Annotated in this window: 22 protein-coding genes and 1 pseudogene; 3 read left to right on the forward strand and 20 right to left on the reverse strand. The window is 70.1% G+C overall.

What is annotated here, in order from left to right; genetic code table 11:
• Positions 1-39 precede the first annotated feature (39 nt).
• The 8 genes and pseudogenes from ACFQV6_RS10380 to ACFQV6_RS10415 all read right to left on the reverse strand — a co-directional run bounded on the left by ACFQV6_RS10380 (position 40) and on the right by ACFQV6_RS10415 (position 7914).
• A complete protein-coding gene (locus ACFQV6_RS10380) occupies positions 40-1242 on the reverse strand; it encodes a sensor histidine kinase (protein WP_378027164.1) in 1203 nt (400 codons plus the stop codon).
• A gap of 83 nt (positions 1243-1325) precedes the next feature.
• Entirely contained in the window at positions 1326-2120 is a 795-nt protein-coding gene (locus ACFQV6_RS10385; RefSeq protein ID WP_378027165.1) for a glycerophosphodiester phosphodiesterase, read from the reverse strand.
• The gene (locus ACFQV6_RS10390; RefSeq protein ID WP_378027166.1) at positions 2117-2452 is read right to left on the reverse strand and encodes a rhodanese-like domain-containing protein; all 336 of its coding nucleotides are present in this window, start codon (positions 2450-2452) and stop codon (positions 2117-2119) included. Before ACFQV6_RS10390 ends, ACFQV6_RS10385 begins: the two co-directional genes overlap by 4 nt.
• Positions 2453-2516: 64 nt before the next feature.
• A complete protein-coding gene (locus tag ACFQV6_RS10395; RefSeq protein WP_378027167.1) occupies positions 2517-3674 on the reverse strand; it encodes an LCP family protein in 1158 nt (385 codons plus the stop codon).
• A gap of 107 nt (positions 3675-3781) precedes the next feature.
• Positions 3782-4993 carry an LCP family protein gene (locus ACFQV6_RS10400; RefSeq protein ID WP_378027168.1) on the reverse strand — a complete coding sequence of 404 codons (1212 nt, stop codon included), beginning with the start codon at positions 4991-4993 and terminating at the stop codon, positions 3782-3784.
• A 144-nt stretch (positions 4994-5137) separates the two neighbouring features.
• Complete coding sequence (locus tag ACFQV6_RS10405; RefSeq protein WP_378027169.1) at positions 5138-6814, reverse strand: cation acetate symporter; 1677 nt, start codon at positions 6812-6814, stop codon at positions 5138-5140.
• Between the two features lie 134 nt (positions 6815-6948).
• A pseudogene (locus tag ACFQV6_RS10410) lies at positions 6949-7272 on the reverse strand (DUF485 domain-containing protein); the annotation flags it as partial.
• Between the two features lie 117 nt (positions 7273-7389).
• Positions 7390-7914, reverse strand: coding sequence for a flavin reductase family protein (locus ACFQV6_RS10415; RefSeq protein WP_378027170.1), 525 nt, complete (start codon positions 7912-7914; stop codon positions 7390-7392).
• A 95-nt stretch (positions 7915-8009) separates the two neighbouring features.
• Between ACFQV6_RS10415 and ACFQV6_RS10420 the strand changes: the two genes are divergently transcribed.
• A complete protein-coding gene (locus ACFQV6_RS10420) occupies positions 8010-8306 on the forward strand; it encodes a hypothetical protein (RefSeq protein ID WP_378027171.1) in 297 nt (98 codons plus the stop codon).
• 111 nt (positions 8307-8417) lie between these two features.
• On the opposite strand, the gene ACFQV6_RS10425 is transcribed toward ACFQV6_RS10420, so the two are convergent.
• From ACFQV6_RS10425 to ACFQV6_RS10480, 12 genes are all read right to left on the reverse strand, one after another.
• Entirely contained in the window at positions 8418-10034 is a 1617-nt protein-coding gene (locus tag ACFQV6_RS10425; protein ID WP_378027172.1) for an ABC transporter permease, read from the reverse strand.
• Positions 10025-10810 carry an ABC transporter ATP-binding protein gene (locus ACFQV6_RS10430; RefSeq protein ID WP_378027173.1) on the reverse strand — a complete coding sequence of 262 codons (786 nt, stop codon included), beginning with the start codon at positions 10808-10810 and terminating at the stop codon, positions 10025-10027. Before ACFQV6_RS10430 ends, ACFQV6_RS10425 begins: the two co-directional genes overlap by 10 nt.
• 79 nt (positions 10811-10889) lie before the next feature.
• A complete protein-coding gene (locus ACFQV6_RS10435) occupies positions 10890-11600 on the reverse strand; it encodes a hypothetical protein (protein ID WP_378027174.1) in 711 nt (236 codons plus the stop codon).
• A 61-nt stretch (positions 11601-11661) separates the two neighbouring features.
• Positions 11662-13287: a cation acetate symporter gene (locus ACFQV6_RS10440; RefSeq protein ID WP_378027175.1), complete on the reverse strand. Its 1626-nt coding sequence runs from the start codon at positions 13285-13287 to the stop codon at positions 11662-11664.
• A complete protein-coding gene (locus ACFQV6_RS10445) occupies positions 13284-13667 on the reverse strand; it encodes a hypothetical protein (protein WP_378027176.1) in 384 nt (127 codons plus the stop codon). Before ACFQV6_RS10445 ends, ACFQV6_RS10440 begins: the two co-directional genes overlap by 4 nt.
• Before the next feature lie 31 nt (positions 13668-13698).
• Entirely contained in the window at positions 13699-15282 is a 1584-nt protein-coding gene (locus ACFQV6_RS10450) for a DUF4153 domain-containing protein (RefSeq protein ID WP_378027177.1), read from the reverse strand.
• A 57-nt stretch (positions 15283-15339) separates the two neighbouring features.
• Positions 15340-16383: an ATP-binding protein gene (locus ACFQV6_RS10455; protein ID WP_378027178.1), complete on the reverse strand. Its 1044-nt coding sequence runs from the start codon at positions 16381-16383 to the stop codon at positions 15340-15342.
• 43 nt (positions 16384-16426) lie between these two features.
• Positions 16427-17125, reverse strand: a complete 699-nt coding sequence (locus ACFQV6_RS10460) for a response regulator transcription factor (RefSeq protein WP_378027179.1) — start codon at positions 17123-17125, stop codon at positions 16427-16429.
• Positions 17126-17324: 199 nt separating this feature from the next.
• Entirely contained in the window at positions 17325-18065 is a 741-nt protein-coding gene (locus tag ACFQV6_RS10465) for a LytR/AlgR family response regulator transcription factor (RefSeq protein ID WP_378027180.1), read from the reverse strand.
• 25 nt (positions 18066-18090) lie between these two features.
• Entirely contained in the window at positions 18091-19284 is a 1194-nt protein-coding gene (locus tag ACFQV6_RS10470; RefSeq protein WP_378027181.1) for a sensor histidine kinase, read from the reverse strand.
• A gap of 333 nt (positions 19285-19617) precedes the next feature.
• On the reverse strand, positions 19618-21201 hold the full coding sequence (locus ACFQV6_RS10475) for a sugar transferase (protein ID WP_378027182.1): 1584 nt from the start codon (positions 21199-21201) through the stop codon (positions 19618-19620).
• A 224-nt stretch (positions 21202-21425) separates the two neighbouring features.
• Positions 21426-22286, reverse strand: coding sequence for an Fpg/Nei family DNA glycosylase (locus tag ACFQV6_RS10480; protein ID WP_378027183.1), 861 nt, complete (start codon positions 22284-22286; stop codon positions 21426-21428).
• Between the two features lie 24 nt (positions 22287-22310).
• On the opposite strand from ACFQV6_RS10480, the gene ACFQV6_RS10485 reads away from it, so the two are divergent.
• Positions 22311-23495 carry a glycosyltransferase family 4 protein gene (locus ACFQV6_RS10485; RefSeq protein ID WP_378027184.1) on the forward strand — a complete coding sequence of 395 codons (1185 nt, stop codon included), beginning with the start codon at positions 22311-22313 and terminating at the stop codon, positions 23493-23495.
• A gap of 30 nt (positions 23496-23525) precedes the next feature.
• Entirely contained in the window at positions 23526-25052 is a 1527-nt protein-coding gene (locus ACFQV6_RS10490; RefSeq protein ID WP_378027185.1) for an arylsulfotransferase family protein, read from the forward strand.
• The last annotated feature ends 22 nt before the right edge of the window (positions 25053-25074 follow it).

Consider the following 25074-nt stretch of genomic DNA (forward strand, 5'->3'; position numbering starts at 1 on the left):
GCGGTGACGCGGGCCACGTCGTGTCTCTCGGGAGGGTGGTCAGGCACGTGGGAGACGCACCTCGGCCACCGTGCCGCCGCCGTCGCGCGGCCGCAGCGACACCCAGCCGTGCTGGCGTTCCACCAGCCTGCGGACCAGGTAGAGGCCGAGGCCCGCGCCCGGATGCGGGTGCTGGTTCTCCGAGGCCGCTTGCCAGTACCGCTCGAAGGCGCGCTCCACGTGCTCCGGCGCGATACCGGCGCCCCGGTCGGAGACCCGGAACCGCAGCGTGTCGTCGTCGGTGCCGGCGCAGACCTCGACGAGGCTGTCGGCGGGTGCATACTTCTCCGCGTTGGTGGCCAGCTCGGTGAGGATCGTCGCGATCGAGTCGCGGCTCCCGTACGCCTTCGGCAGGTCCGCCGGCAGCTCGCCGAAGTGGATCCGCTCACGCAGCGCCGCCGGCAGCTCGTCGGCCGCCGTCCGCAGCGCCTCGGCCAGGTCGAACGGGCCCGGCGAGGAGGTGCCCACCGAGCCGTCCTCGCTGGCCGCGGAGAGCAGGCGGTCGACGAGACGGGCCAGCTCACCGGCCCGGGTGCCGATCACCCGCACCGCCTCGCGCCGGCCGGGCTCGCCGAGGGTGTCCCAGTGGTTGGTGAGGGTGTCCGCGTAACCCTTGATGACGGTGACCGGGGTGCGCAGCTCGTGGCTGGTGACCGCCACCCACAGGTCGCGGTTCTCCTGCCGGCGGGCCTGTTCGGGCGCGGACTCGCCGTGTATCGGCAGGCCGGCGTGCATGCCGTAGATCTGCCCGATCTGACCGGCCAGCAGCTCCAGCACGGCGTGGTGCTCGGGGCCGGGCTCACCGGCGTCCACACCGAAGTAGACGTGCAGCGAGCCGATCATGGTGTCCCCGGTCTCGCAGCGGGCGCCGAGCATGTGCCGCAGGCTGCCGCCCTCGATCTGCCGGGCGAACTCGTCGTTCACCGAGTCGAGGGGGACGAGCAAGGTACGCCTGTCGAGCAGCCGATCGTCCGGCCGATCCACCCGGCGGCCGATCGCCGGCTCACACACCCCGGTGGCCGCGATGATCCGGCCGTGGCCCTCCGCGTACTCCGCGAAGCCGGCGCCCCGCGCCCCGAGTGCCTCGGCGGCGAGCCGGACCAGCTGCTGGAGCACGGGCAGGCCGGCGTCCCCGGAGTTGACGCGGTCGAGAACCGCGATCTGACCCCGGGTCAGGGCCGCATAGTCGGGACGGTCCGGCATGGTGCGAGTCTGCCTCGCCCGCCACGTTTTGGGCAGTCGAACCTAAGCGGATGCTGAGGTTGGCCACCCGTCCGTGGCGCACGTCACACCCCGCCGAGGTGCTCCAGCACGAAGCGTGGACGGTCGGTGATCACGCCGTCCACACGATGTTCCAGCACGAGCTCGAGATCCGGAAGCTCGTTGACTGTCCACACGTAGGTCTGGTGGCCCGCCGCACGCATCGCGGGCAGCAGTCCGGGGCGCGTCCGGACCAGGTCGATGCCCGGTCCCGCGGTCCGGGCGCCGAACGGCAGGCGGCCGCGGCCCACGCCGGGCGGCATGAGCTCCAGCAGATAGACGGTCGGGAGGGCGGGCGCCTGTGCGCGGATCCGGCGCAGCGCGAGAGCCGCGAAGGACATGACAGTCACCTGTACGGGAGCGTCCGGCTGAGGTTCGGCGAGCCCGTACTTGCGCAGCATGCGGACCAGGCGCCGTTCGACCTCGGCACCGTACCGGGACGGGTGTTTCGTCTCGATCAGCAGCCGGACCCGCCGGCCGCTGGAGCAGACGACGTCCAAAAGGCGCTCAAGCGTCAGCAACCTGGAGAAATCGGGCACGTCGTCATCGGCGGGATAGGCGGGGTGCCAGGAGCCGAAGTTCAGGGCGTCGAGTTCCGCGAGCGTCTTGGAGCTGACCAGCCCGCGCCCGTTGCTCGTGCGGTCGAGCCGGCGGTCGTGCACGCACACCAGGTGACCGTCCCGGGTCAGCCGGACGTCGCACTCCAGCCCGTCGGCGCCGGCGTCCAGCGCACGCAGATATGCGGCGAGAGTGTGCTCGGGCAGCTCGTCGGCGCCCCCTCGATGAGCGAAGACGAGGGGGCGGTAGGACCTGTCGTTCACAGCACGCGGGCCGGTTGCCCGTCGTCGGTCACCACGTCCCGGCCGGCGGCGGCCCAGGACTGCATGCCGCCGTCGAGGTTGCGCACGTTGTCCCAGCCGTTGTTCATCAGATAGGCGACGACCTGGCCGGATCGCCCGCCGGCCCGGCACACGACGACCACCTCGCCCTCGGTCGGCACCTCGGCCATCCGGGCCGGGACATCCATCATCGGCAGGTGGTGGGCGCCCGGCGCGTGGCCCGCCGTCCACTCGTCGGGTTCGCGCACGTCGAGCAGGTAGGCGCCGGGGTCGACTTGATCAGGGGTCACGCTGGGTACCTGAGGTCCGAACACGCAAAACAGAGTAAAGGTGGTCCCGGGCGGTCCGGAGAGCGGTGGCCCTACTTTCTCGCCGGCCCTACTTCTCGTTGGCAACGACTTCCGGGTTGTCGAGGACGAACTGCGCGAGCCGGTCCTCCTTGACCGCCCGGAACATCGCCCGGGTGGTGTCGGTGATGGTCTCCCGGCCGGCGTTGTTGCCGGCGAACGTGCCGTTGTTGGTCCGCAGCAGCACCATGTCGTTGGCCGCCACGTCCTTGAGCCCGAGCACGAAGTCGGGGATCCCGATCCGGCCGGTGTCCAGCACCAGCGCCTTGCCGGCCGACTGGACCACCGAACCGGCCTTGATCGGGTTGCTCAGGACGCCGCCGCTCGCCGCCTTCTTCGCCATCGCCTTGATCAGCTGCTGCTGGTGGCGCTGGCGGTCGTAGTCACCGTTCTTGAGCCCGTAGCGCTGGCGGGCGTAGTCGAGCGCCTCCCAGTCCTCCATCGGCCGGCAGCCGACCTTGTGCACCACGGGCTTCGTGGCCTTGCCGGTCTTGCGTGCCTCGGCCAGGAACATCGGCTTGCCGTCGACCAGGAGCATGTGTTTCGAGCTGACCTGCTGATCGACGCACATGGTGACGCCGCCGAGCTCGTCGATCACGTTCTTGAAGCCGGCGAAGTTGATGATCGCGGCGCCGTCGAAGCTGATGCCGGTCAGGTTCTTCAGCGTCTTGGCGAGCAGTTGCGCGCCGCCGGCCCACCCGCCACCGTTCTGCGCGCCGTGGAAGAACGCCTCGGTCGCCTTCACCGTGCCGCCGCCGTATTTGCTCGGGGCGAAGGCCGGCACGTCGACCTCGGTGTCGCGAGGAACGGAGATCAGGTACGCCTGGTCGTGGCTGGCCGGGATGTGCAGGATGATGATCGTGTCGGCGCGCAGGTCGTCCTCGGCCCAGCGCAGCCGCGCGTCCACGCCCATCAGCAGCATGTCGATCGGGCCCTCGAGGGTGTCACCGCCACCCTCGGCGGTGGTCTTTCCCGCCTCGCCGGTCAGGTTCTCCACGGCGATGTTCTCGGTGGTCTTGTTGATCAGCACCTTGCCGCCGACCAGACCACCGGCGCTAGCCACAAGAAGCACCGCCCCGAGCGAAGTGGTGAGCTTGGCCCAGAGCGGTGCGCGGCGCTTCTTTGCCTTGACCCCCGATGGGTCCACGCGATCGCGGGCCGGTGTCGGCCGATCGGTGGTGACCGTCATGCAGCACTCCAAGGGGGGAGAGGGGCTGCATTACCTTACGGACACTTCCGGGACAGCTGAAGGTCTCTTGCGTTTCAGATTGAAGTCACAGTTACTTGACAGCCGGATTACTTCTTCTTCGTCGGGTTTGCGGCCATCCACTCGTCCATCTTGTCGGCGGCCATCGCCTCGTAGAGCCCGATCGCCTTCTCCCGATCGGACACCACCACGGACTGCCCCTCGATCGTCTCGCTGCCCTTGTTGGGGCTGGTGAGGAACGTCAGGTTCTCGCCGCGCAGGCTGCGGAACTGAACCACCATGTCCTTGAGGGAGAACTTCTCGTCGACCGTCACGGCGGCCGCGGCTGCGTCCAGGAAGTCGTCGAGCTTGCCGGGGTTGGTGAGCGTGCCGCTGCTCGCGGCCTTGTCCATCACGGCCTTGAGGAACTCCTGCTGGTGCTGCATGCGGGCGAAGTCGCCACGGGCGAACTGCTTGCGCTGACGCACCCAGTCCAGCGCCTGGACGCCGTTCATGTGCATCATGCCCTTCTTGAACTGCCGGAACGGCTTGTGGATCGACGTGATCGACTGGTCGACCTTCAGGTCCACGCCGCCGAGGGCGTCGGTGACCTCCTTGAAGCCGCCGAAGTCGATCGCCATGACGTGGTCCAGGTGGACGTCGGTCATGCATTCGACGGTCCGCACCGCGCGGGGCAGGCCACCGAAGGCGAACGCCGCGTTGATCTTCGCCCGGCTGCCGGAGCTGCACGGTGCGTTGTTGTCGCTCGGGATGTTCACCCACAGGTCACGGGGGATCGAGACGACCTGGGCGGACTTGTGGTCGGCCGGCACGTGCATGATCATCAGCGTGTCGGCGCGCCACTTGCTCGCCTCGTCGTTCTTGTTGTCCGGGTCGCGGGAGTCGCTGCCGACGAGCAGGATGTTGATCGCGCCGTCGACCGTCTTGCCGGGCCGGTCCGTGGTGATCGTGGAGAAGGCGTCGGTGCGCTTGATGTCGCGGTCGAGGCCGCTCACATAGCCGTAGGCAGCGATGCCGGCGACGATCGCGAGGACCAGGACGACGATGCCGGTCACCAGTGCGATCCGCTTCCAGCGGGGCCGCGGGCCGCGCCCTTTGTAGGAACGGCCGGTGCCACCGGGACCGCCGGGGCCGGCCGGACCGCCGGGACCATAGCCACCGCCACCACCGGGCGACCACTCACGGTCGTCTCCCGGGCCACCCGTGTGGCCGACGGGACGGGCCGAGGCCCGGCCGCCGCCGTAAGCGGGCACGGAAGCCCGGCCGGACTGGTTGCCGCTGGGGGAGGTGGTAGCTGACATGAATCCAGATTACGGAGTGATTCTCGGTGATCCCGGCCCTCGACATGCATCGGCACGAAGGTAGGAGTTTTTCTCGGGAACCACACGGGCCGGTGCAGTCACTGCACCGGCCCGCGTCGTACGAAATGGCGTAGTACCGATGGATCAGTGTGCCCCGTGGCCGGTGATGGACCGGACCTCGAGCTCCGCGTACTTCTCCGGGTCGGTCTCCTTGGAGAGGACCGTGCCGAGCCAGCCGAAGAAGAAGCCGAGCGGGATGGAGATGATGCCCGGGTTGGAGAGCGGGAACCAGTGCCAGTCCTGGTCCGGGAACATGGCGGTCGCCGAGCCGGAGACCACCGGCGAGAAGAACACCAGGAAGACCGCGGAGCCGAGGCCGCCGTAGATCGACCAGAGTGCGCCCGCCGTGTTGAACCGGCGCCAGAAGAGGCTGTAGAGGATCGCCGGCAGGTTCGCCGACGCCGCCACCGCGAACGCGAGCGCCACGAGGAACGCCACGTTCAGGCTCTGCGCGAAGATCGACAGAGCGATCGCCACGGCGCCGATGAGCAGAGCGGAGTACCGGGCGACCCGGACCTCGTCCCGCTCGGACGCGGCGCCGCGCTTGATCACGCTGGCGTAGAAGTCGTGCGCGAGGCTCGACGACGACGCGAGGGTGAGGCCGGCGACCACGGCCAGGATGGTGGCGAAGGCGACCGCCGCGATGACCGCCAGCATGATCGAGCCGCCGGTGTCACCACCGAGGTAGTCGATGCCGAGCTGCTGTGCGAGCTGCGGTGCCGCGGTGTTGCCCGCCTTGTCCTGCGCGGTGATGTTCGCGCCGCCGACCAGAGCCGCCGCGCCGAAGCCGAGGGCCAGGGTGAACAGGTAGAACGTACCGATGATGCCGATCGCCCAGAGCACGCTCTTGCGGGCGATGCGGCTGGTCGGAACGGTGTAAAACCGGGTCAGGATGTGCGGCAGACCGGCTGTGCCGAGCACCAGCGCGAGGCCCAGCGAGAGCAGGTCCATCTTGCTGTAGAACGTCTTGGCCGCGTCGCCGGCTGTCTCGACGCCGTAGCGCAGACCTGGTTCCAGGAACGCCGATCCCTTTCCGGATTGTTCGGCGGCGTCACCGAGCAGCGCGGACAGGTTGAACTTGTAGTGCGCCAGCACCAGCAGAACCATGATCAGGGCGCCGCTCATCAGCATGAACGCCTTGACGATCTGGACGTACGTGGTGCCCTTCATGCCGCCGACGGTCACGTAAATGATCATCAGGGCGCCGACCAGAATGATCGTGGCGACCTTGGCGGTGTCCGCGTCCATGCCCAGGAACGTGGCACCCGGCTTGATGCCGAGCAGCAGCGAGACCAGAGCGCCGGCGCCGACCATCTGGGCGATCAGGTAGAAGATCGACACGACGATGGTGGAGACGCTGGCCGCGGTGCGTACCGGCCGCTGGCGCATCCGGAACGCCAGGACGTCGGCCATCGTGTAGCGGCCGGAGTTGCGCAGGAACTCGGCGACGAGCAGGAGTGCCACCAGCCACGCGACCAGGAAGCCGATCGAGTAGAGGAAGCCGTCGTAGCCGTACAGCGCGATCAGGCCGGCGATGCCCAGGAAGGACGCCGCCGACATGTAGTCGCCGCCGATCGCCATGCCGTTCTGGAAGCCGGAGAACTGCCGGCCGCCGGCGTAGAAGTCGGTGGCGGTCTTGGTCTGCCGGCTGGCCCACACGGTGATGCCGAGCGTGATGGCGACGAAGACCAGGAACAGGGTGATCGTGAGGGTCCGCGAGGTGCTTGTCGACGCCTCGGCGGCGAGGATCCCGGTCGGCATCAGTCCTTGCCCCCGTCGGTGGTGGCGGCCTTGTCCGCGCCGGAATCGGTGGCGGTGGTGGTCGCCGTGGTGGTGGGCGCTGTCGCAGTGGTCGGCGCTGCGGTGGTGGTCGCCGTGGTGGCCGCGGCGGGCTCGGTGACCTTGCCGTCGTTGTCCAGCTCGGCGTAGATCGCGTCGGCGAGCGGGTCCACCTTCTGCGCGGCGAACCGCGCGTAGTACCAGGCGATCAGGAACGTCGAGATGAACTGGAGCAGGCCGAAGACCAGCGCGACGTTGATGTTGCCGATCAGCTTGATGCTCATGAAGTCCCGCGCGTACGCGGAGAGCAGCACGTAAAGGGAGTACCAGACGATGAACGCTACTGTCGTCGGAAAGATGAAGCTGCGCAGCCGGTGCCGCAGCTGGGCGAACTCCTCTGAGTTTTGTACCTCGAGGTATCTCTCGGGGGAGGCCGGCACGGGATCACCACCTTCGTAGGGGGCGGACTTTCCGGCACCGTACGAAGGAGTGGGCCACGTCACCGGCCGCCGGTCGGGGTCTGCGCTGAGTGGCGGTCTGAATGCGCTGAGCGGCAGTCATGCCAGCTCGGCGTACCTCCCCCGGTAGTGCACCAGCGGCGCGGCCGAGGTAGCGATCTCAGTGGATTCGATACGGCCTTCGACCAGCAGCGCCCAGCCGTACGGGCGGTTGCCGTCGAGGCGACAGCCGGCCCAGGTGGTCGCTCGCGCGGGGACCGGACCGTACGGCGTCTGCCGCCACTCACCGGTGGCGAACAGCCCGCCCGGCGCCGGCATCAGCCCGGCGAAACGGTCGGCCAGCTGCCGGTCCGCGGGGGTCAGCGGTACGACGGCGAAGACGCCGGAGGCGAGAGCCGCGTCCCAGAAGTCGCTCTCCTCGTCGATCAGGCCCAGCACCCGGCCCGGCTCCCCGTCGGCGACCAGGGTCGACGAGACGGTCAGACCCGCTGGTCCCGGCGTCGTCCAGATCGTCACGGGCGCGGCGAACCGGCCGCGCAGCCGGCGCACCGAGGACTTCTCCGAGTCGGGCACGGCGAAGGGGTCGGATGAGTGAATGCGGCCGCCCGGCTCGTTGGGATTCATCCGATCATTCTCCCTATTACAGATTGTGCATGCGCCTATCGGAATTAATTGATCACGAACTATTTTGTAGTGGCCGAAGCAGAAGGAGGCGGCCGATGCCTCAGATGGTGTTGCGGGCGGGCGACGTCGTCCAGGTGGGCTCCGAGGCGAGCGTTCAGTTCTCGGGCGATCGAGGGCTGCTCTTCCGGATCATCCGGGTTGATCCCCGGGTCACGTATGACGGGTGGATATGGCTGGAGGGATATGTGGTCGGTCCGGCCGGTAACGCCCTGCAGCGCCGCCGGATCTTCGTGCGCCGCGACGGGCTCCGCCCGGTCATGCTCAACCGTGGCCCGGACGCGCGACCCCAGGCAACGGCACGAAACCGCCCCCGGCCCGCCGGCCGGACCTGACGCCCGCCGGCCAGACCGGACAAAGCTGGCCGACCTGACAGAAGCCGGCGGGACCTGACAAAGCCGGCCGACCTGACAGAAGCTGGCGGGACCTGACAAAGCCGACCGGACCTAACGGGAGCTGACCGCGGCCAGGACCTCGGGCATGCGCCGATCGAGGAGGTTGCCGGCGAGCCGGGAACCCAGGGCGTATGCGGCGGCGCCGTAAGCCAGCCCCACCGGCAACCCGATCCAGAGCCAGAGCGGCCCGAGCAGGTGACCGGTCAGGATCACCGGCAGTGCACCCAGAATGGCGCCGAACATTGCGGCGAGGCTGGGCAGGGCCTTGCTGAGACCGCCACCCGAGGACAGCGCGAACGGCGTCGTCGGATCGGGCAGCGCGTAGGCGGCCCGGACCGAGACCGGCAGCACCAGCGCGAGCCCGACACCGTAGACCGCGAGCAGGGTGCCGAACTGCGCCGGGATCGACTCCGGTCGCTCACCCGCCAGGAACCCGGTCACGAGAGCCACGAGCAGCAGCATCGGCACGGTGAACAGGGCGTGTGCGGCGGCTCGTGAGTGCACCTCGAGGCGGCCCGGAACGCCGGTGGCGAGGTTGGTGGCGTAAGCGCTTCCCTCGTACCCGAACTGGTTCGCCAAACCGATCGGCGCGATGGCGCCCACCAGCACCGCAAGGCTTCCCGAGGCCGCGTTCGTCCCGCCGAAGGCGCTGGACAACGGCAGGAAGACCCCCGCGACGCCCAGGGTGATCAAGGCGGCCCGGCGCCGCGTCTCCCGCCACCAGTAACGCGTCTCGCGCGCCATCAGCGCGCCGAAACGGCTCCGCGGCGACCACCGGAACAGCAGCTGGTCCACCGGGGCGCGACTGTCCGTCCGGCTACCGGCCCGGCCGCGGCGACCGGCCGTCGCGGTGCCGGCCATCGCCTGCTCCAGCGCGCGGCGCCACCACCGCAGAAGACCGCCGATGGCGACCAGAACGATCAAGAGCTTGAGGGGTACGGCCCACAGCCGGCCGTCCGCCACGTCGAGCCCCACCGTGTACGGCGCGCCGAGCGGAGTCCACCCGACCACCTCGGCGATCGTCTCGACGCTGTCCCAGTCCGCCCGGTTCACCACGCCCAGCAGCAACAACTGTGCCGGCCCGAGCGACGCCGCCACCACCGCGAGCAGGATCGTCGCCAGGTCCCGGGATCGCCGCGACCGCAGGGCGCTGGAGAACGCGCTGGTCACCGCCCGGCTCAGCGTCACACAGAGAAGCAGCCCGCAGAGGATGCCGGCCAGTTGCGCGACGGCCGCAAGGGGACCGCCGAGCCGTGCCGCGGTGTCCACCATCCCCCCGGTCGCCGCGACGGTGGCGAGCGCGGGCAGCCCGATCAGGGCGGCCACCGTCAGGCCGGCGAGCAGGGTACGGCGGGCCAGCGGCAGCAGCGCGAACTGTGCCGGGTCGAGCGCGTCGTCCACACCGAAGAAGAGCAGCGGCAGGAACAGCCAGCCGACCACCAGCAACGCCCCGCCGAACGGGAACAGCAGGCCGGCGCCGCGGGCCGAGTCCAGCAGGCCGGGTGCCGCGAAAGCCGCGTATCCGAAGATGGCCAGGCAACCGGCGGCGACGGCACCGAGGACGAACACGACGATCCGGGCCGGCCGGCCGCGCAGGCCGTTGCCGGTGATCCGCAGCTTGAGCCGGACGAACGGCCAGACCGACACCGGAGCCGGGGTCAGAGCCACGCCAGCTCCGAGCCGGTGGCCACCCGGCCGCCGACGACCTGGACGAAGACGTCCTGCAGGGATCGCTCACCGCGGATCTCGGCGAGTGGGCCGTGCATGCGCAGCACGCCGTCCGACATGATCGCCACGTCGGAGCAGAGCCGCTCGACGACCTCCAGCACGTGGCTGGAGAAGACGACGGTGCCGCCGCCGGACACGTACCGCTGGAGGATGTCGCGGATCAGCGCCGCGGAGACCGGGTCGACGGCCTCGAACGGCTCGTCCAGTACCAGCAGCCGTGGCGCGTGCAGCAGCGCGCAGGCCAGACCGATCTTCTTCTTCATCCCGGCCGAGTAGTCGACCACCAGCGTGCGGTTGTCGACGCCGAGCTCCAGCACGTCGAGCAGGTCACGGGTGCGCTGGTCGACAACGTCGGCGGGCATGCCCCGGAGCAGGCCGTGGTAGGCGAGCAACTCCGGGCCGCTCAGCCGGTCGAACATCCGCACGCCGTCCGGGAGGACACCGACCAGGGCCTTGGCTTCGGCCGGGGACTGCCATACGTCGTACCCCAGCAGAACGGCCTGGCCCGCATCGGGCCGCAACAGACCCACCGCCATGGAGAGGGTCGTGGTCTTGCCGGCGCCGTTGGGACCGAGCAGGCCGTAGAACGAGCCGGCCGGCACCTCCAGGCTGATGTCGGAGACGGCGAGCCGGGCGTCGAAGCGCTTGACCAGGCCGCGCAGCGACATCGCCGCGGTGCCGTCGTCGGCGGGCGGGCGCTGTGCCGGAATGCTCATGTTCCCGAACGTATCGGTCCCCAGGACATCCGGGAACACCCGGACCGGCCATGGCGGCAGCCGGTCCGGGCCGATGGGATCAGCCCACCCGTTCGATGACCGCGCGGCGGATCAGGAACTTGCCCGGCTCGCGGACCTGCTCGAACGCGGCGTTGTTGAGCAGGATGCAGCTGCCGGAGGTGGTCTCGACGGTGACCGTGGTGCTCTTGTTGTTGTCGAGGTTGGTGACCTTCAGGCGGGTCCCGATCGGGAAGGTGCCGCTGGAGGCGAACGGTGCGCCGGCCTCGCCGGAGAGGGTCACGGTCGAGCCCTTGCAGACGACGTCCCCGCCCGCGCCCTCGTCCTGCTGGGCTTCCTCCGCCGGGGGAGCGGGCTTCGCGGGCTGTCCCTGCGCCGGCGGCTTGTCCTGAGCGGGCGGCTTGTCCTGCGCGGGCGGCTTGTCCTGCGCGGGCGGCTTGTCCTGCGCGGGCGGAGCGGCGGGCGCGGCCACTCCGCCGGCACAGCCGGCCTGCTTCTTCTGCACGTTGATCAGATCGATCACGTCCTGGCGGTTCTTCAGGATCGCCGCGGTCTGCGCGTTCGGGTTGGCGCGCTGCTCGTTCATGAAGTCGACGTTGCGCTGAATCGCCTGGTCCATGCCGTCACAGGCGGTCGACGCGCTGCTGAGCCCGGTGCCCACAGCGATCCCGCCGCCGGTGATCGCAGCGACGACAAGACCGATGACGATTTTGCGGTTGCCGCCGGTGAGTCCGCTGCCCGGCCGCTTGAAGGATCCTCTGCGTGCTCTCATGCCAACGATTACGAGACCCGGGTTCACCGCGGCCGGGGATCCAACCTTAAAGATCCTTAAATCAAGTGCGCAGCGACTCCGGCGCGTGCAGCCGCAGCATGGTCGCGCCCACGTCACCCGGCACGCGACGGCTGGTCAGCAGCGATCCGCCGACCATCACCACGAAGGCGAGCGGCACGGTCCAGGCGGCGGGTTGCTCGACGAACTCGGCCATCCCGCCGGTCAGCGGCGGGCCCAGGACGGTGACCAGCACCGCGCCCATCGCGGCACCACCGCCGGCGATGATCCCGGCGATCGCTCCGACGTCGGTGAGCCCGCGCCACCAGATGCCGAGCACCAGCAGCGGGCAGAAGCTCGACGCCGCCACCGCGAACGCCAGCCCGACGACCTGCGAGACGTCCATGTCGGACACGTAGAGCGCCAGCACTGTCGGCACCACCGCGGCGAGCACTGTGGCCACCCGGAAGTCGCGGATCGAACCGTTGCGGCCGGCCTTCAGCACGTCCGTGAAGATCACGCCGGCGACGCTGGTGAGCAGGCCGGACGAGGTGGACAGGAAGGCGGCGAGCGCGCCCGCGGTGACCAGGGCGCCGAGCAACCGGCCCAGGTGCCCGCCGCCCAGTGCCGCCTCCGGCAGCAGCAGGACCACGGCATCGGTGCGCCCGGTCATCAGCAGTTGCGGTGTATAGATGCGGCCGAGTACGCCGTACAGGGTGGGCAGCAGGTAGAAGAAGCCGACCATGGCGAGGACCACGAGGGTGGTTCGCCGGGCCGAGGCGCCGTCCGGATTGGTGTAGAAGCGGACCAGCACGTGCGGCAGGCCCATCGTGCCCAGGAACGTCGCCAGGATCAGCGAATAGGTGGCGAACAGGCCGAGCTCGCCGCCGGGCAGGAGCCAGTCCGGGCCGTAGTGTGCGTCGACCGTATCGACGTGCGGCACCGGGTCGCCCTCGGCGAACTGCAACGTCTCGCCGGCGCGGACCGGGCGGGTGCCGTCCAGGATCGCGTCGCGTTCGACAACGACGGTCGTCGCGGCGGGGAAGACGGCACCGGTGGGCGGGTTGGCAGCCGGGCGGCCGTCCGCCTGCCATTGCAGGATCAGGAAAATCATCGGTACGGCCAGCGCTGTCAACTTCAGCCAGTACTGGAAAGCCTGCACGAAGGTGATCGCCCGCATGCCGCCGAACGCCACGTTCGCCGTCACCACCACGCCGACCAGCAGGGCACCCCAGACGTACGAGCCGCCGGTGACCGTACTGAACGTCAGGCCGGCGCCCTGCAACTGCGGCAGCAGGTAGAGACAGCCGATGAACAGCACGAACGTGGTGGCCAACCGGCGCAACGCGACTGAACGGAGCCGCACCTGGCAGAAGTCGGGCAGCGTGAACGCGCCCGAGCGGCGCAGCGGCGCGGCGACGAACAGCAGCAGCGCCAGGTATCCGGCGGCGAAACCGACCGGGTACCAGAGCATGTCCACGCCGTAACAGAGGATCAGCCCGGCCACGCCCAGGAACGAGGCGGCCGAGAGGTATTCGCCGCTGATCGCTGCCGCGTTCCAGGACGGGCTCACCGAGCGGGAGGCGACGAGGAAGTCCGAAGTGGTGCGGGCGAAACGCAGACCGTACGCCCCTATCGCCACGGTCAGCAGCACGACCACGACAAGGCCCGGTACGAGGTACGGGTTCACTGCTCCGGCCGCCGGATCAGCGCGGCGAAGTCCTGCTCGTTGCGCTCCGCCCACCGGACGTACGCGGCACCGACCCCCACCAGGAACGGGAACGACAACAGCCCGAGCAGCAGCCACGGAAGGTGGATGCCGAAGACGGTGAACGCGCCGACCGCCGGTGCCGCGGCGAAGAGCAGCGGCAACGTGCCGAGCCCGGCCGCCACCAGCAGGGAGAGCCGCAGAGCCAGCGCCAGCTGAGCCCGGACCAGGCCCTTGACCAGCGCCTCACCGACCGGGGTCTGCTCGGCGAGGTCGGTTCGGGCCCGGTCGGCGGTACGCCGGGTCGCGGCCTCGGCGAGCACCACTCGGGTGCGCGGGCTCGGGGGCGGATCGGCGGCCATGTCCGGCAGTCTCTCCGCCCCCGCGAAATTGTCAATCCCGGTAGATCTCGTCTGCGCACTTCTCGGCGTCGGCGGGCGGGTGATCGGCGATCAGATCGCGGGCTGTCTGGCGGCCCAGGTTCCATTCGCGCCAGCTCTCGTCCGGTGCGGTTGCCGCCCCGATGGCCCAGAGCAGGCACGCCCGCCGTTCCGCGTCGTCCAGCTCGGCCAGCGCTGGTACGGCGTCCGGCGAGAGGGAGCCGAGGTATCCGGTGTCGATCCGCGCGGTTCGCTCGTACCGCTGCACGTGGTTCTCGGCGATCAGGCCGTCCGGGTTGGCGGCGGCCAGTCCGAGCAGGGCCAGCACGCCGGTGGCGAGGGCGACCCGGGGCAGCCAGGGCGCGTGGATTCGCAGGCCGGCCACCAGCACCATGCACAGGATCAGCCCGAACCACACCTCGCAGGCGGCGACGAGCAGCCGCAGGCGGGTCAGCCCGTACATGTCGGTGTAGACGCTCATCCGGTGCAGTGCCGAGGCGACGATCACGAACGTCAGGACGGTGAGGGCGCCGAGCACGTACCGGAGCAGCATGCGGTCGGTGCGCTCGGTCCGGGGTGCCCAGCGGGCGGCGCCGGCGAGGACCACGAGGGTCAGCGCGGTGACGGCGCAGAGCTGCCAGAAGCCACTGCGGGCGTACTCGGCGTAGGTCAGCCCGTCGGTCTGCACCACGTGCCGGCTGCCACCGAAGAGCACGGTGAGCTGGACGGCTACGAAGGCGGCGAAGAGCAGGGTGAGCAGGCTGAGCGGCACGGCCCACTCCCAGCGGCCCACCTTGCGGCCCTCGGTGCGGTCCAGATCGCCGGCGGCGGGCGGTGCGGCACGCAGGAAGGCGGCAGCGCCGAGAAGCGTGAACGAGACGCCGCCGACGAACACCCACCGGAACACCGAGTCGACGCGGATCTCCGGCACCAGCGCGTCGAAGAAGCCGGCGAACGCCGCGTCGGCCGAGACGAAGAGCGAACCGAAGACGGTGAGCAGGACGATCGAGACCACGGCGGTTCCGGCTGCCCGGACCGCGGTGCTGTTGGACCGGCGACTGCTCAGCCGGGTGAGGCCCCTGCGGAGCCAGGTGAGGCCGCGCAGCGCGGCGATCGGGACGATGACGTACGCGGCGACGATGGCGCGCAGCGAGCGTCCGGTGGAGATCGCCAGCACCGAGGTGATCGTCGCGGTCATCACGCAGAGGGCGAAGAGCCAGTCCGCCGCGCGGAAGGTGCCGACGCCGAGCAGGGCGATGGTGGCGGCGGCCCAGAAGAAGCGGTCCCTGGCGGCGGAGGGCTCGGGACGGCGGACCAGCGGCGCGATCTCCTCCTCGTCGCGGACGGCGCGGGCGACCACCAGCGCGGCGGTGCCGGCGATCACGGTGACCAGCCAGCCCGCGCCGGTGCGGTCGAGCGGGACGCTGAACGCGGCGACCACGGCGGCGATCAGCAGCGCGAGCAGGGTGGCTGCCGAGGCCGGGCGGCCGGGGCCGGGCCAGCGGCGTTCCGTCTCGGTGAGCGCCGGCCACGGTCCGTGCAGCGGACCCGTCTGTCCTTTTTGTTCCGCGTTTTGAGCTGGAGGTGCCGTAGACATGTCGTTTGCCCTTCGATTCGGCCGGGAGTCAGACGGCTTGCGTCAGCCGGTGCTTGGTCAGCCGGCTTGCAGTGGGAGACGTACTTGGATGTGGCAACCGCTCCGGTCGCCGGGCTCGACCACGGCGATCGTTCCCCGGTGCAGCTGCACCACCCAGCGGGCGATCGCGAGGCCCAGCCCGGTGCCGCCGCCGGTCGCCCGCTCGCCCCTGGTGAACCGCTCGAACACCCGCTCCCGCTCGGCGATCGGGATCCCGTTGCCCTGATCAATCACGGCCAGCAGGAGGTGTTCGTCGCGGCGCTCGGCTCGGACCGTGACCACGCCGCCGGGCGGGCTGTGCCGGGCCGCGTTGTCCAGCAGGTTCGCCAGTACCTGGTGCAGCCGCTCCCGGTCGCCGGCGAGGACCATGCCGGGGGCGGACACGTCGAACTTGACGTCCAGGCCGGTGCCTTCGGCGTTCACCGTGGCTTCGCGTACCGCCTCGTCGAGGAAGGACGGGACGTCGATCAGGTCCTGGCGCAGCGGCACCACGCCGGCGTCCAGCCTGGACAGATCGAGCAGGTCGGTGACCAGGCGGCTGAGCCGTTCGGTCTGGGCGAGGGCGGTGCGCATGGTGTCCGGTTCGGCCGCGGCGACCCCGTCGACGATGTTCTCCAGGACGGCCTGGAGTGCGGTGATCGGCGTACGCAACTCGTGCGACACGTTCGCGATCAGCTCGCGCCGCTGCCGGTCCGCGGCCGCCAGGTCCGCTGCCATCTGGTTGAACGCCGCGGCCAGCTCGCCGACCTCGTCCTGGGAACGGGTCCGCACCTGGCGGGTGTAGTCGCCGCGAGCCATCGCCCGGGCGGCGACGGTCATCTCGCGCAGCGGCACTGTCGCACCGTGTGCCATCACCTGCAACGTGACCAGCCCGAGGGCGGCGGCGATGGCGATCCACAGCAGGTCGACCCGGTAGAAGTCGATGCTCCACACGAAGACGAGCAGTCCCACCCCGCCGGCGAACCCGAGCGCCAGGGAGAGCTTGGCCTTGATCGAGCGGACCGGGTCGAGCGGCCGGGGCAGCCATCCGAGCATCCTGGTCGCGACGCGGTAGATCCTCATCCGCCGACCTCGGCGCTGTGGGTTCTCATCCGTCGATGGTTTTTCATCTGTCGACCTCGAGCGCGTACCCGACGCCGTGCACGGTCCGGATCAGGTCGGCGCCGAGCTTGCGCCGCAGGCCCTTGATGTGGCTGTCGACCGTACGCGTCCCCGAGGCGTCGGCCCATCCCCACACGTCGGCCAGCAGCCGCTCCCGGGGCAGGACCGTACGCGGACGCCCGGCCAGGTGCACGAGCAGATCGAACTCGGTCGGGGTCAGGTGCGCCTCCACCCCGCCGCGCAGCACCCGCCGCTCCGCCTGGTTGATCTCCAGGTCGCCGAGCCGGATCGTCGGCTGGCTCGGCTGAACCGGCTGGACGGCGACCGTCTTCTGGGCCCGGCGCAGCAGAGCGTGCACCCGGGCGGTCAGCTCGCGCATCGAGAACGGCTTGGCCATGTAGTCGTCGGCGCCCACCGCGAGGCCGACCAGCAGATCGGTCTCGTCGCCGCGGGCGGTCAGCATGAGGATCGGCACGGGCCGCTCGGCCTGGATCCGGCGGCACACCTCCAGGCCGTCGAAGCCGGGCAGCATCACGTCGAGCACTATCGCGTCCGGCCGGAACGTCCGGGCGGCCTGCACCGCGCTCGGCCCGTCGCCGGCCAGGTGCACCACGAAGCCCTCGGCGCGCAGGCGGGCGGCCACGGCGTCGGCGATGGCCCGCTCGTCCTCGACCACGAGAACTCGCCGTTCGATCGTCTCCATGCTCGGCACCTCCGTCCACCGTTGTCGGGTGGGTGCGCCCCCGTGACGCACCCGCGGCGGTGAGCTTATAAACCGGGTGCGCAGAGCCGGGGATGGAGTTGTGAACGAACTGTGGAGATGATCGCCGTACACATGCAAGTTGCATGTCCTGTGGATAACCCTGTGGAGAAACCTCAGAGCCTGTGGATGAAGGTGTGGATTAGCGGGTCCAGTCGTGCTTGGCGGCCCGAATCAGGCGGTCTTTCAGCTCTCGGGTGTGCCGGCGGCTCACCGGCAACTCGGCTCCGTCCACCGCTACCACGTATCCCGAGTTGGTCAGCCGTAGCTCGGTGACCAGTCGCAACTGTACGAGATAGGACCGATGGATACGGACAAAACCGGCATTGGCCCATCTTTCGGCTAGGGTGGCGAGCGATACCCGTACCAAATGCGAAGTGTCCCCGGTATGAAGCCGGGCGTAATCCCCTTGCGCCTCCACCCACCGCACCGACGACCGCGGCAGCATGCGGGTCGTGCCCGCCAGCTCCACCGGGATGGCCGGCTCGTCCGCCGGCACGGCCGGCGCCGGCGCGGAACGCAGGCCCGCCACCCGCCGCAGCGACTCACCGAGGCGCTCCGCCCGCACCGGCTTGCGCACATAATCGGTCACACCCAGGTCGAAGGCGTCCACAGCCCCGTCGTCATAGGCCGTGACGAACACGATGGCCGGCGGCTGCGCGAACCGGCGCAGGATCCGGGCCAGCTCCATCCCGTCCAGACCGGGCATACGGATGTCCAGGAAGACGGCGTCCACCTCGGTGTCGCGCAGCACCCGCAACGCCTCGGTCGCGTCGCCGGCCCGGTGCACATGGGCGACCCGGCCGTCCGCGTTCAGCAGGTAGGCCAGCTCGTCGAGGGCCGGCGGTTCGTCGTCGACCGCGAGCACGACGAGGCTGCTCACGCCCGGATCCGTTTCATGCTCATTGTCATGCTCGGACCTGTGGATGGAACTTCGGCACCCGCATGCTCACCCTCGTCCCCGCGCCCAGCGCCGTCTCGACCACCAGACCGTTGTGATCGCCGAAGACCGAACGCAGCCGCTCGTCCACATTCACCAGACCGACGTGCTGCCCGTCCTCGTTCTCCGGACGGTCCTGCCCGAAGATCGCCGGATCCATGCCGACCCCGTCGTCCTCGACAGTGATGTGGCACTCCGCCCCCGCGTCACGCGCCTCGATGCTCACCATACCGACGCCCGTCTTCCGTGACAGACCGTGCCGAACCGCGTTCTCCACCAGCGGCTGCAGACACAGAAACGGCAGCCCGACCGGCAATACCTCGGGCGCGATCTGCAGCCTGACCTGCAACCGATCGCCGAACCGGGCCCGCTCGATGGTCAGATAGCGATCGATCGAGCGCAACTCCTCGGCAAGCGTCGTGAACTCACCGTGCGCACGGAACGAGTACCGGGTGAACTCCGCGAACTCCAGAATCAACTCGCGGGCGCGCTCCGGGTCGGTGCGGACGAACGAGGCGATCGCGGTGAGCGCGTTGTAGATGAAATGCGGGCTGATCTGGGCGCGCAACGCCCGCACCTCGGCACGGGCCAGCCGCTCCCGGGAGGAGTCCAACTCGGCCAGGGCCAGCTGCGACCCGGCCCAGCGCGCCGCCTCCAGCGTCGCCTGCACCAGACCCGGCGCCGGCTGATCATCCGCCACCGCCACGAGCGCGGCGTCGGCCGCACCGTCCGGCCCGGCCAGAGGCGCCACCACAGCACCGCGCACCACACAATCCATGCGGTCACAAGGAAGATCAGACCCATTGAGTACGACCGACCGCTGCGTCTTCGTAGCCCGCTGCGCCGCCGCCACCAGCTGGTCCTCGTGATGAGTCCCCCGACCGTCGAACGCCAGGCACGTCTCACCGTCGATGATCGCCAGCCCCTTGGCGCCCACGAGCGTCCGCAGATGCCGCACCGCCTTACCCGCCGTAGCCGCGGTCAGCCCCGCCCGCAACGGCTCCGCCGCCAGCGCCGCCATGTGCAACACGTCGTAGGTGGCCCGCTGCATGGCCGTGGCAATCCCCCGCCGAGCCCGCAACCTCAACACCGCCACCACCGCCGCCGCGAGGGCAGCCAGCACGGCCACCACCGCCAGCACACTCCCCACCTGACCAGCCACGCCGGAATCCTCGCCCCTCCCGCCCCAAAACACCATGCCCCCTCGCCTCGCCTGCCCCTCCGCCCCCAACACCCCTCTCAGCCCCAGCCGGGTAACTCAGCTGGCCGGGAGGGGGGTGTTGGGGCGCGGAAGGTACCGCTCAGTGCCAGCTGGGTGGCTGGGCTGGGCGTGAGGGGGGTGTTGGGGCGCGGAAGGTACCGCTCAGTGCCAGCTGGGTGGCTGGGCTGGGGGTGAGGGGGGTGTTGGGGCGCGGAAGGTACCGCTCAGTGCCAGCTGGGTGGCTGGGCTGGGGGTGAGGGGGGTGTCGATTGGCGGGAATGTCGACGGGGGTGGTTAGTAGGCGCCCTTGCGTTTCAGGACTACGAAGATGGTGCGCCACAGGATGCTCAGGTCGTAGGTGAGGGACCAGTTGTCCACGTAGTAGAGGTCCAGGCGGACGGCCTCGTCCCAGGAGAGGTCGGAGCGGCCGCTGACCTGCCAGAGGCCGGTGATGCCGGGGCGGACCAGGAGGCGGCGGCGGACGTCGCCCAGGTAGTCGCCGTCGTCGGCGGGGAGGGGGCGGGGGCCGACGAGGGACATCTCGCCCTTGAGGACGTTGATCAGCTGGGGGAGTTCGTCCAGGGAGGTGGCGCGCAGTTTCTGGCCGAAGGAGAAGATGCGCGGGTCGTGCTTCATCTTGAAGAGCATGCCGTCGGACTCGTTGAGCTCTTCGAGGGTGGCTTTGCGCTCTTCGGCGTCCTGGTACATGGTGCGGAACTTCCACACCCGGAAGGTGCGGCCCTCGTGGCCGACGCGCGGCTGGCGGAAGAAGACCGGGCCGGGGTCGGAGAGGCGGATGCCGATCGCGATGAACAGCAGGATCGGGCTGATCAGGATCAGGCCGAGGCCGGCGACGATGCGGTCCATCAGGTTCTTGGTGAGCCAGCCGGGGCCGGAGAGGGTGGGCTCCTCGACGTGCAGCAGCGGCAGGCCCTCGATGGGGCGGATGTGCACACGCGGGCCGGCGATGTCGGTGAGCTGAGGTGCGACGACCAGGTCCACGCCGGTGCCCTCGAGCTGCCAGGCCAGGCGGCGGAGCTCGCCCGGTTCGGCGCTGGCGGAGCCGCAGACCGCGATCGTGTCGGCGCCCACCTCGCGGACCAGCGCCAGGACGTCACGGCCGGCGTAGACCGGGACGGGGGTCTCGATGCCGCGGGCGGCCGCATAGCCGTCGGTGATGTGGATGGCGACCGGGATGAGGCCGGCGGCGGGGCTGCGGGTGACCGCGGTGTAGACCTCGAGGGCTTCCGGCAGCGTGCCGACCAGGACCATCCGGTGTGCGCCGTGGCCGGTCCGGCGGCGGGCGACGTGCAGGACCTGCCGGGCGGTCACCCGGCAGATCAGGATGAGCAGCAGGGCGGTCATGGAGACCGTGGCGACGGTGCCACGGGACAGGTCGGCCTTGGTGGCGAACGCCAGCAGCGACACACCGGCCACGACGGTGACCGAGGTGCGGACGACGCGCTTGTACTCCTCGCTGCCGAGGCCGAGGTAACGCCGGTCGTAGGAGCCGTTGGTCCAGAGCAGGATCAGCCAGCCGAGCGGCAGCGCCACGTAGGCGAAGAAGGTGAAGAGCTCGGTGCCGTCGAGGAAGGCCCAGCTGCGGTTCGTGAAACCGGCCTGCGACTTCTCCAGCAGGCTCGCCGTGTAGCTCGCGCCGAGGGCGGAGAGAAGATCAAGGACGATGAGCGCCAACGTGTACGGCCGGTGCCAGCGCGACAATCTCCGATGCTGGCGGGTCCACGCTGATCGGGGAACGCCGTTGCTCGGTGGCGGCTCCTGCCACTCGAAGCTGTCGTACCCCACGGGCTTGCTCCGGCTGCTGTCGGTGGTTGGGCGATGCAGGCTAGTCGTCACTTCGCCTACGGCCTCCCGCATCCGGAAAAAGATTACGCACCGCCACGAGCGTTCGATCATCGGCAGGTCCGCCGGTACCCGTTAGCGTCACAACGGTTGCCAGGGACCGAGCCACTATACCGATGGATCGGCCGGAGTGAAGGTGACGTTGCGGCAGCAATCCCAGCGTGTACTTTCCGTGATCGGCCGGTGGCATCTCACCGTGATCGACTGGTGGCACCTCACCGCGATTTGCCGGTGGCACGTCACCGCACCAACTTGGACAGGCGGCGGTCGGCCAGCGGCTTGCCGCCGGTCTGGCAGGTGGCGCAGTACTGCAGGCTCTTGTCGGCGAACGACACCTCGCGCACGGTGTCGCCGCAGACTGGGCACGGCAGGCCGGTCCGCGCGTGCACCCGCATACCGGCCCGTTTCTCGCCCTTGAGCTCCGCCGCCTTCATCCCGATGGACCGTTGCACCGCGTCCGTCTCGACCTCGCGCATCGCCTCATACAGCCCGCTGAGCTGCTCGTCGGTGAGCTTTCCGGTCAGCGCGAACGGCGACAGTCGCGCCACGTGCAGGATCTCGTCGGAGTAGGCGTTGCCGATGCCGGCCAGCACCTCCTGGTCGACGAGGACACCCTTGATCTGTCCATTTCGCCCGCGAATGCGAGAAGTGAACTCGTCCAGGGAAACGGCCAGCGCGTCCGGGCCGAGCCGGGACACGCCCGGCACCTCGGCCGGGTCGCGGACCAGATAGGCGGCGAGCGACTTCTGCGTCCCGGCCTCGGTCAGGTCGAAGCCGGACTCGTCGTCGAGCCGCATCCGGATGGCGATCGGGCCGCTGCCCGGCTTGAGCGGGGCCGGCGACTTGAACGACTCCCGGTAGTGCAGCCAGCCGGCGCGGGCCAGGTGGACGATCAGGTGGATCTCCGGGCCGATGCCGATGTCGAGGAACTTGCCGTGCCGGCCGGCGCTGGTCAGCTCGAGCCCGGCCAGGGTGGAGGGCGCTGGATCATAGGTCTTCAGCGCGCTGAACGAGGAGACTTCCAGACGTTGCACGGTGTGGCCGACCGCGCGCTCACGGAGGAAAGCCGCGAGCGCCTCGACCTCGGGGAGTTCGGGCACCGTCTCACGGTAGCGTTTCGCGCCATGAAGGTGGTGGTTGCGCACAACCGGTATCGCGAGGCGATCCCGTCAGGGGAGAACGTCATCGTCGACACCGAGATCGGGCAGTTGCGGGCGGCGGGCGTGGAGGTGGTGCCCTTCCAGCGCAGTTCGGACTCGATCGACGAGATGTCGACGGCTCGCAAGGTGCTGCTGCCGATCTCCCCGGTCTACGGCACCGAGGCTCAGCGAGACCTGGCAGCGCTGCTCGATGCCGAGAAGCCGGACGTGCTGCACCTGCACAACCCCTATCCGCTGCTCTCGCCGTGGGTGATCCGGACCGCGCACGCGCACGGCGTACCGGTGGTGCAGACCGTGCACAACTATCGCCAGGTCTGCTCGTCGGGGCTGTACTTCCGGGACGGGCACAACTGCCGGGACTGCCGGGGTAAGGCGTTCGGCTGGCCGGCCGTCGCGCACAAGTGCTACCGCGGTTCGGCGGCGCAGAGCGCGATCATGGCGACCACGCTGGCCGTGCACCGCGGAACCTGGCGCTCGGTGGACCGCTACATCGCGCTCACCGACAAGATCGCCGCGCACCTCACCGACTACGGGATTCCGGGCGACCGGATCGTCATCAAGCCGAACGGCCTGCCGGACCCCGGTACGCCGGACCCGCTGGGCGACGGCTTCCTCTACGGCGCCCGGCTCTCCCCGGAGAAGGGCCTCGGCCTGCTGCTCGACGCCTGGCGCCGGCACCCGGACGGCAGCCTCGGCACGCTGCGGATCGCCGGGGACGGCGAGTTGCGCCCGCTGGCCGAGCGGGCGGCGGCCGAGCGCGGTGATGTCACCTATCTGGGGCCGCTGGACCGGGCCGGCATGGTCGCGGCCCGCCGCGCCTCGGCGGTGGTGGTGGCGGTCCCGACCTGGGAGGACGTGCTGCCGACGGTGATCCTGGAGGCGATGTCGTCGGGTCGGGCGGTTCTCGGTACGGCGGTCGGCGGCATCCCGTATCTGGTGGGTGCCGGTGCGGAAGCCGGCGGCTGGCTCGCCCAGCCGGACCCGGAGTCGCTGGCCGCCGCCCTGCCGACGGCTCGCGCCGGAGCCGCCCGGGCCGCCGTCGTCGCGCGGGAGCGTTACCTGCGGCACTTCCACCCGGACGTGCTCACCGGCCGGCTGATCGAGATCTACACCAGCATGATTTCGGATTCACAGCGCACTCCGAGGTAAATCTCACCCGGGGTGGGCAACCTCGGGGCCGTGACCGATCGATCGACATCAAAGCCCGGCGTCTCGCGGCGCACGATGCTCCTCGGCTCGGCGGCAGCCGCCGCGGTGGCCGGCGGGGGTGGATATCTGCTGGGCCGGTCGGAGAGCCCGCCCGTTCAGGAGAGCGCGGCGGCGCCGTCGCCGGCGGCGGCCAAATACCGGTCCCGTCCCGACCTGAACGGCCTGCCGGACGTCACGATCACCACGCCGGGCCGGGGCACGGCGCCCGGGCACGTGTTCCTGACACCGTTCGCCGGTGCGCTGCGCGGGCCGCTGATCGTCGACGAGAAGGGCTCACCGGTCTGGTTCCGCAAGGTGCCCGACCCGGCCACGGTCGCCATCGACTTCAAGGCACAGCGATACCGGGGAAAGCCGGTGCTGACCTGGTGGGAGGGGACCATCGGCGGTACCGGCGGGCAGGGTGTCGGGCAGGGCGAGTTCGTCGTGGTGGACCAGGCGTACCGGGAGATCACCCGGATCCGGGCGGCCGGCACCGAGCAGGCCGACCAGCACGACCTGCTGATCACCGCGGAGGGTACGGCGCTGTTCTGGGTGTACGACCCGGTGCCGTACGACCTGACCTCACTGGGTGGCCCGGCGGACGGTGTGCTGCACGACGGCGTGCTCCAGGAGATCGACATCGCGACCGGGCGGCTGATCCTCGAGTGGCGTGCCCGTGACCACGTCGGGCTGGACGAGTCGTACGCCCCGCTGCCCCAGGGCGCCTCGGCCCACCTGCCCTACGACTACCTGCACCCGAACTCGGTCAGCCTGGACGCCGACGGGCACCTGCTCTTCTCGGCCCGGCACACCTGGGGGCTCTACAAGGTGCACCGCAGGACCGGCGCGGTGCTCTGGCGGATCGGCGGGAAGAGGTCGGACCTGCGGGTCGACGAGCGTTCCGCCTTCTCCTGGCAGCACGACTTCCAGCGCCGGCGGGACGGCGGTTACAGCATCTTCGACAACGGTGCCGGGATCACCACCGAGCGGGACTACTCGCGTGGACTGATCTTCAGCGTGGACGAGAAGGCCCGTACGGTCACGTTCGTCGCCGAGCACGTCCACCCGCAGCGGCTCTCCGCACCGACGCAGGGAAACTTCCGGGAGCTGGCCGACGGCGGGACGTTCATCGGGTGGGGTCAGCAGCCGCACTTCACTGAGCACGACGCGGACGGGACCGTACGCCTCGCCGGTCACCTGCCGCGGGACAACCAGTCGTACCGGGCGTACAAGGCGGAGTGGGCCGGTGTGGCTCGCGACCAGCCCGCCCTGGGCCTGCGGGTCGAGGGCGACAGCGTGATCGCCAGTGCCAGCTGGAACGGGCACACCGGGGTGGCCCGGTGGCGCGCCCGGGCGGGTGGGCGGCCGGGCGCGCTGAGTACCGCGGTGGAGGCGGAACGGGCCGGCTTCGAGACCGAGCTGACGCTCGCCGGTGTTCCGGAGTACGTGGTGGTGGACGCGCTCGACGAGACCGGCCAGGTCATCGGTTCGTCGTCGGCGATCCCGGTCCGCGTCTGAGGGCTACCCGCGCAGGGCCGCC

The organism is Actinoplanes sp. GCM10030250 (genome assembly GCF_042666575.1).
GTDB lineage: Bacteria > Actinomycetota > Actinomycetes > Mycobacteriales > Micromonosporaceae > Actinoplanes.

Coding starts and splice junctions, on each gene's coding strand:
- ACFQV6_RS10455 (WP_378027178.1), bottom strand. CDS start 16,383: ATGAGGATCTACCGCGTCGCGACCAGGATGCTCGGATGGCTGCCCCGG.
- ACFQV6_RS10415 (WP_378027170.1), bottom strand. CDS start 7,914: ATGAATCCCAACGAGCCGGGCGGCCGCATTCACTCATCCGACCCCTTC.
- ACFQV6_RS10475 (WP_378027182.1), bottom strand. CDS start 21,201: ATGCGGGAGGCCGTAGGCGAAGTGACGACTAGCCTGCATCGCCCAACC.
- ACFQV6_RS10450 (WP_378027177.1), bottom strand. CDS start 15,282: ATGTCTACGGCACCTCCAGCTCAAAACGCGGAACAAAAAGGACAGACG.
- ACFQV6_RS10405 (WP_378027169.1), bottom strand. CDS start 6,814: ATGCCGACCGGGATCCTCGCCGCCGAGGCGTCGACAAGCACCTCGCGG.
- ACFQV6_RS10395 (WP_378027167.1), bottom strand. CDS start 3,674: ATGACGGTCACCACCGATCGGCCGACACCGGCCCGCGATCGCGTGGAC.
- ACFQV6_RS10485 (WP_378027184.1), top strand. CDS start 22,311: ATGAAGGTGGTGGTTGCGCACAACCGGTATCGCGAGGCGATCCCGTCA.
- ACFQV6_RS10460 (WP_378027179.1), bottom strand. CDS start 17,125: ATGGAGACGATCGAACGGCGAGTTCTCGTGGTCGAGGACGAGCGGGCC.
- ACFQV6_RS10445 (WP_378027176.1), bottom strand. CDS start 13,667: ATGGCCGCCGATCCGCCCCCGAGCCCGCGCACCCGAGTGGTGCTCGCC.
- ACFQV6_RS10380 (WP_378027164.1), bottom strand. CDS start 1,242: ATGCCGGACCGTCCCGACTATGCGGCCCTGACCCGGGGTCAGATCGCG.
- ACFQV6_RS10430 (WP_378027173.1), bottom strand. CDS start 10,810: ATGAGCATTCCGGCACAGCGCCCGCCCGCCGACGACGGCACCGCGGCG.
- ACFQV6_RS10400 (WP_378027168.1), bottom strand. CDS start 4,993: ATGTCAGCTACCACCTCCCCCAGCGGCAACCAGTCCGGCCGGGCTTCC.
- ACFQV6_RS10435 (WP_378027174.1), bottom strand. CDS start 11,600: ATGAGAGCACGCAGAGGATCCTTCAAGCGGCCGGGCAGCGGACTCACC.
- ACFQV6_RS10420 (WP_378027171.1), top strand. CDS start 8,010: ATGCCTCAGATGGTGTTGCGGGCGGGCGACGTCGTCCAGGTGGGCTCC.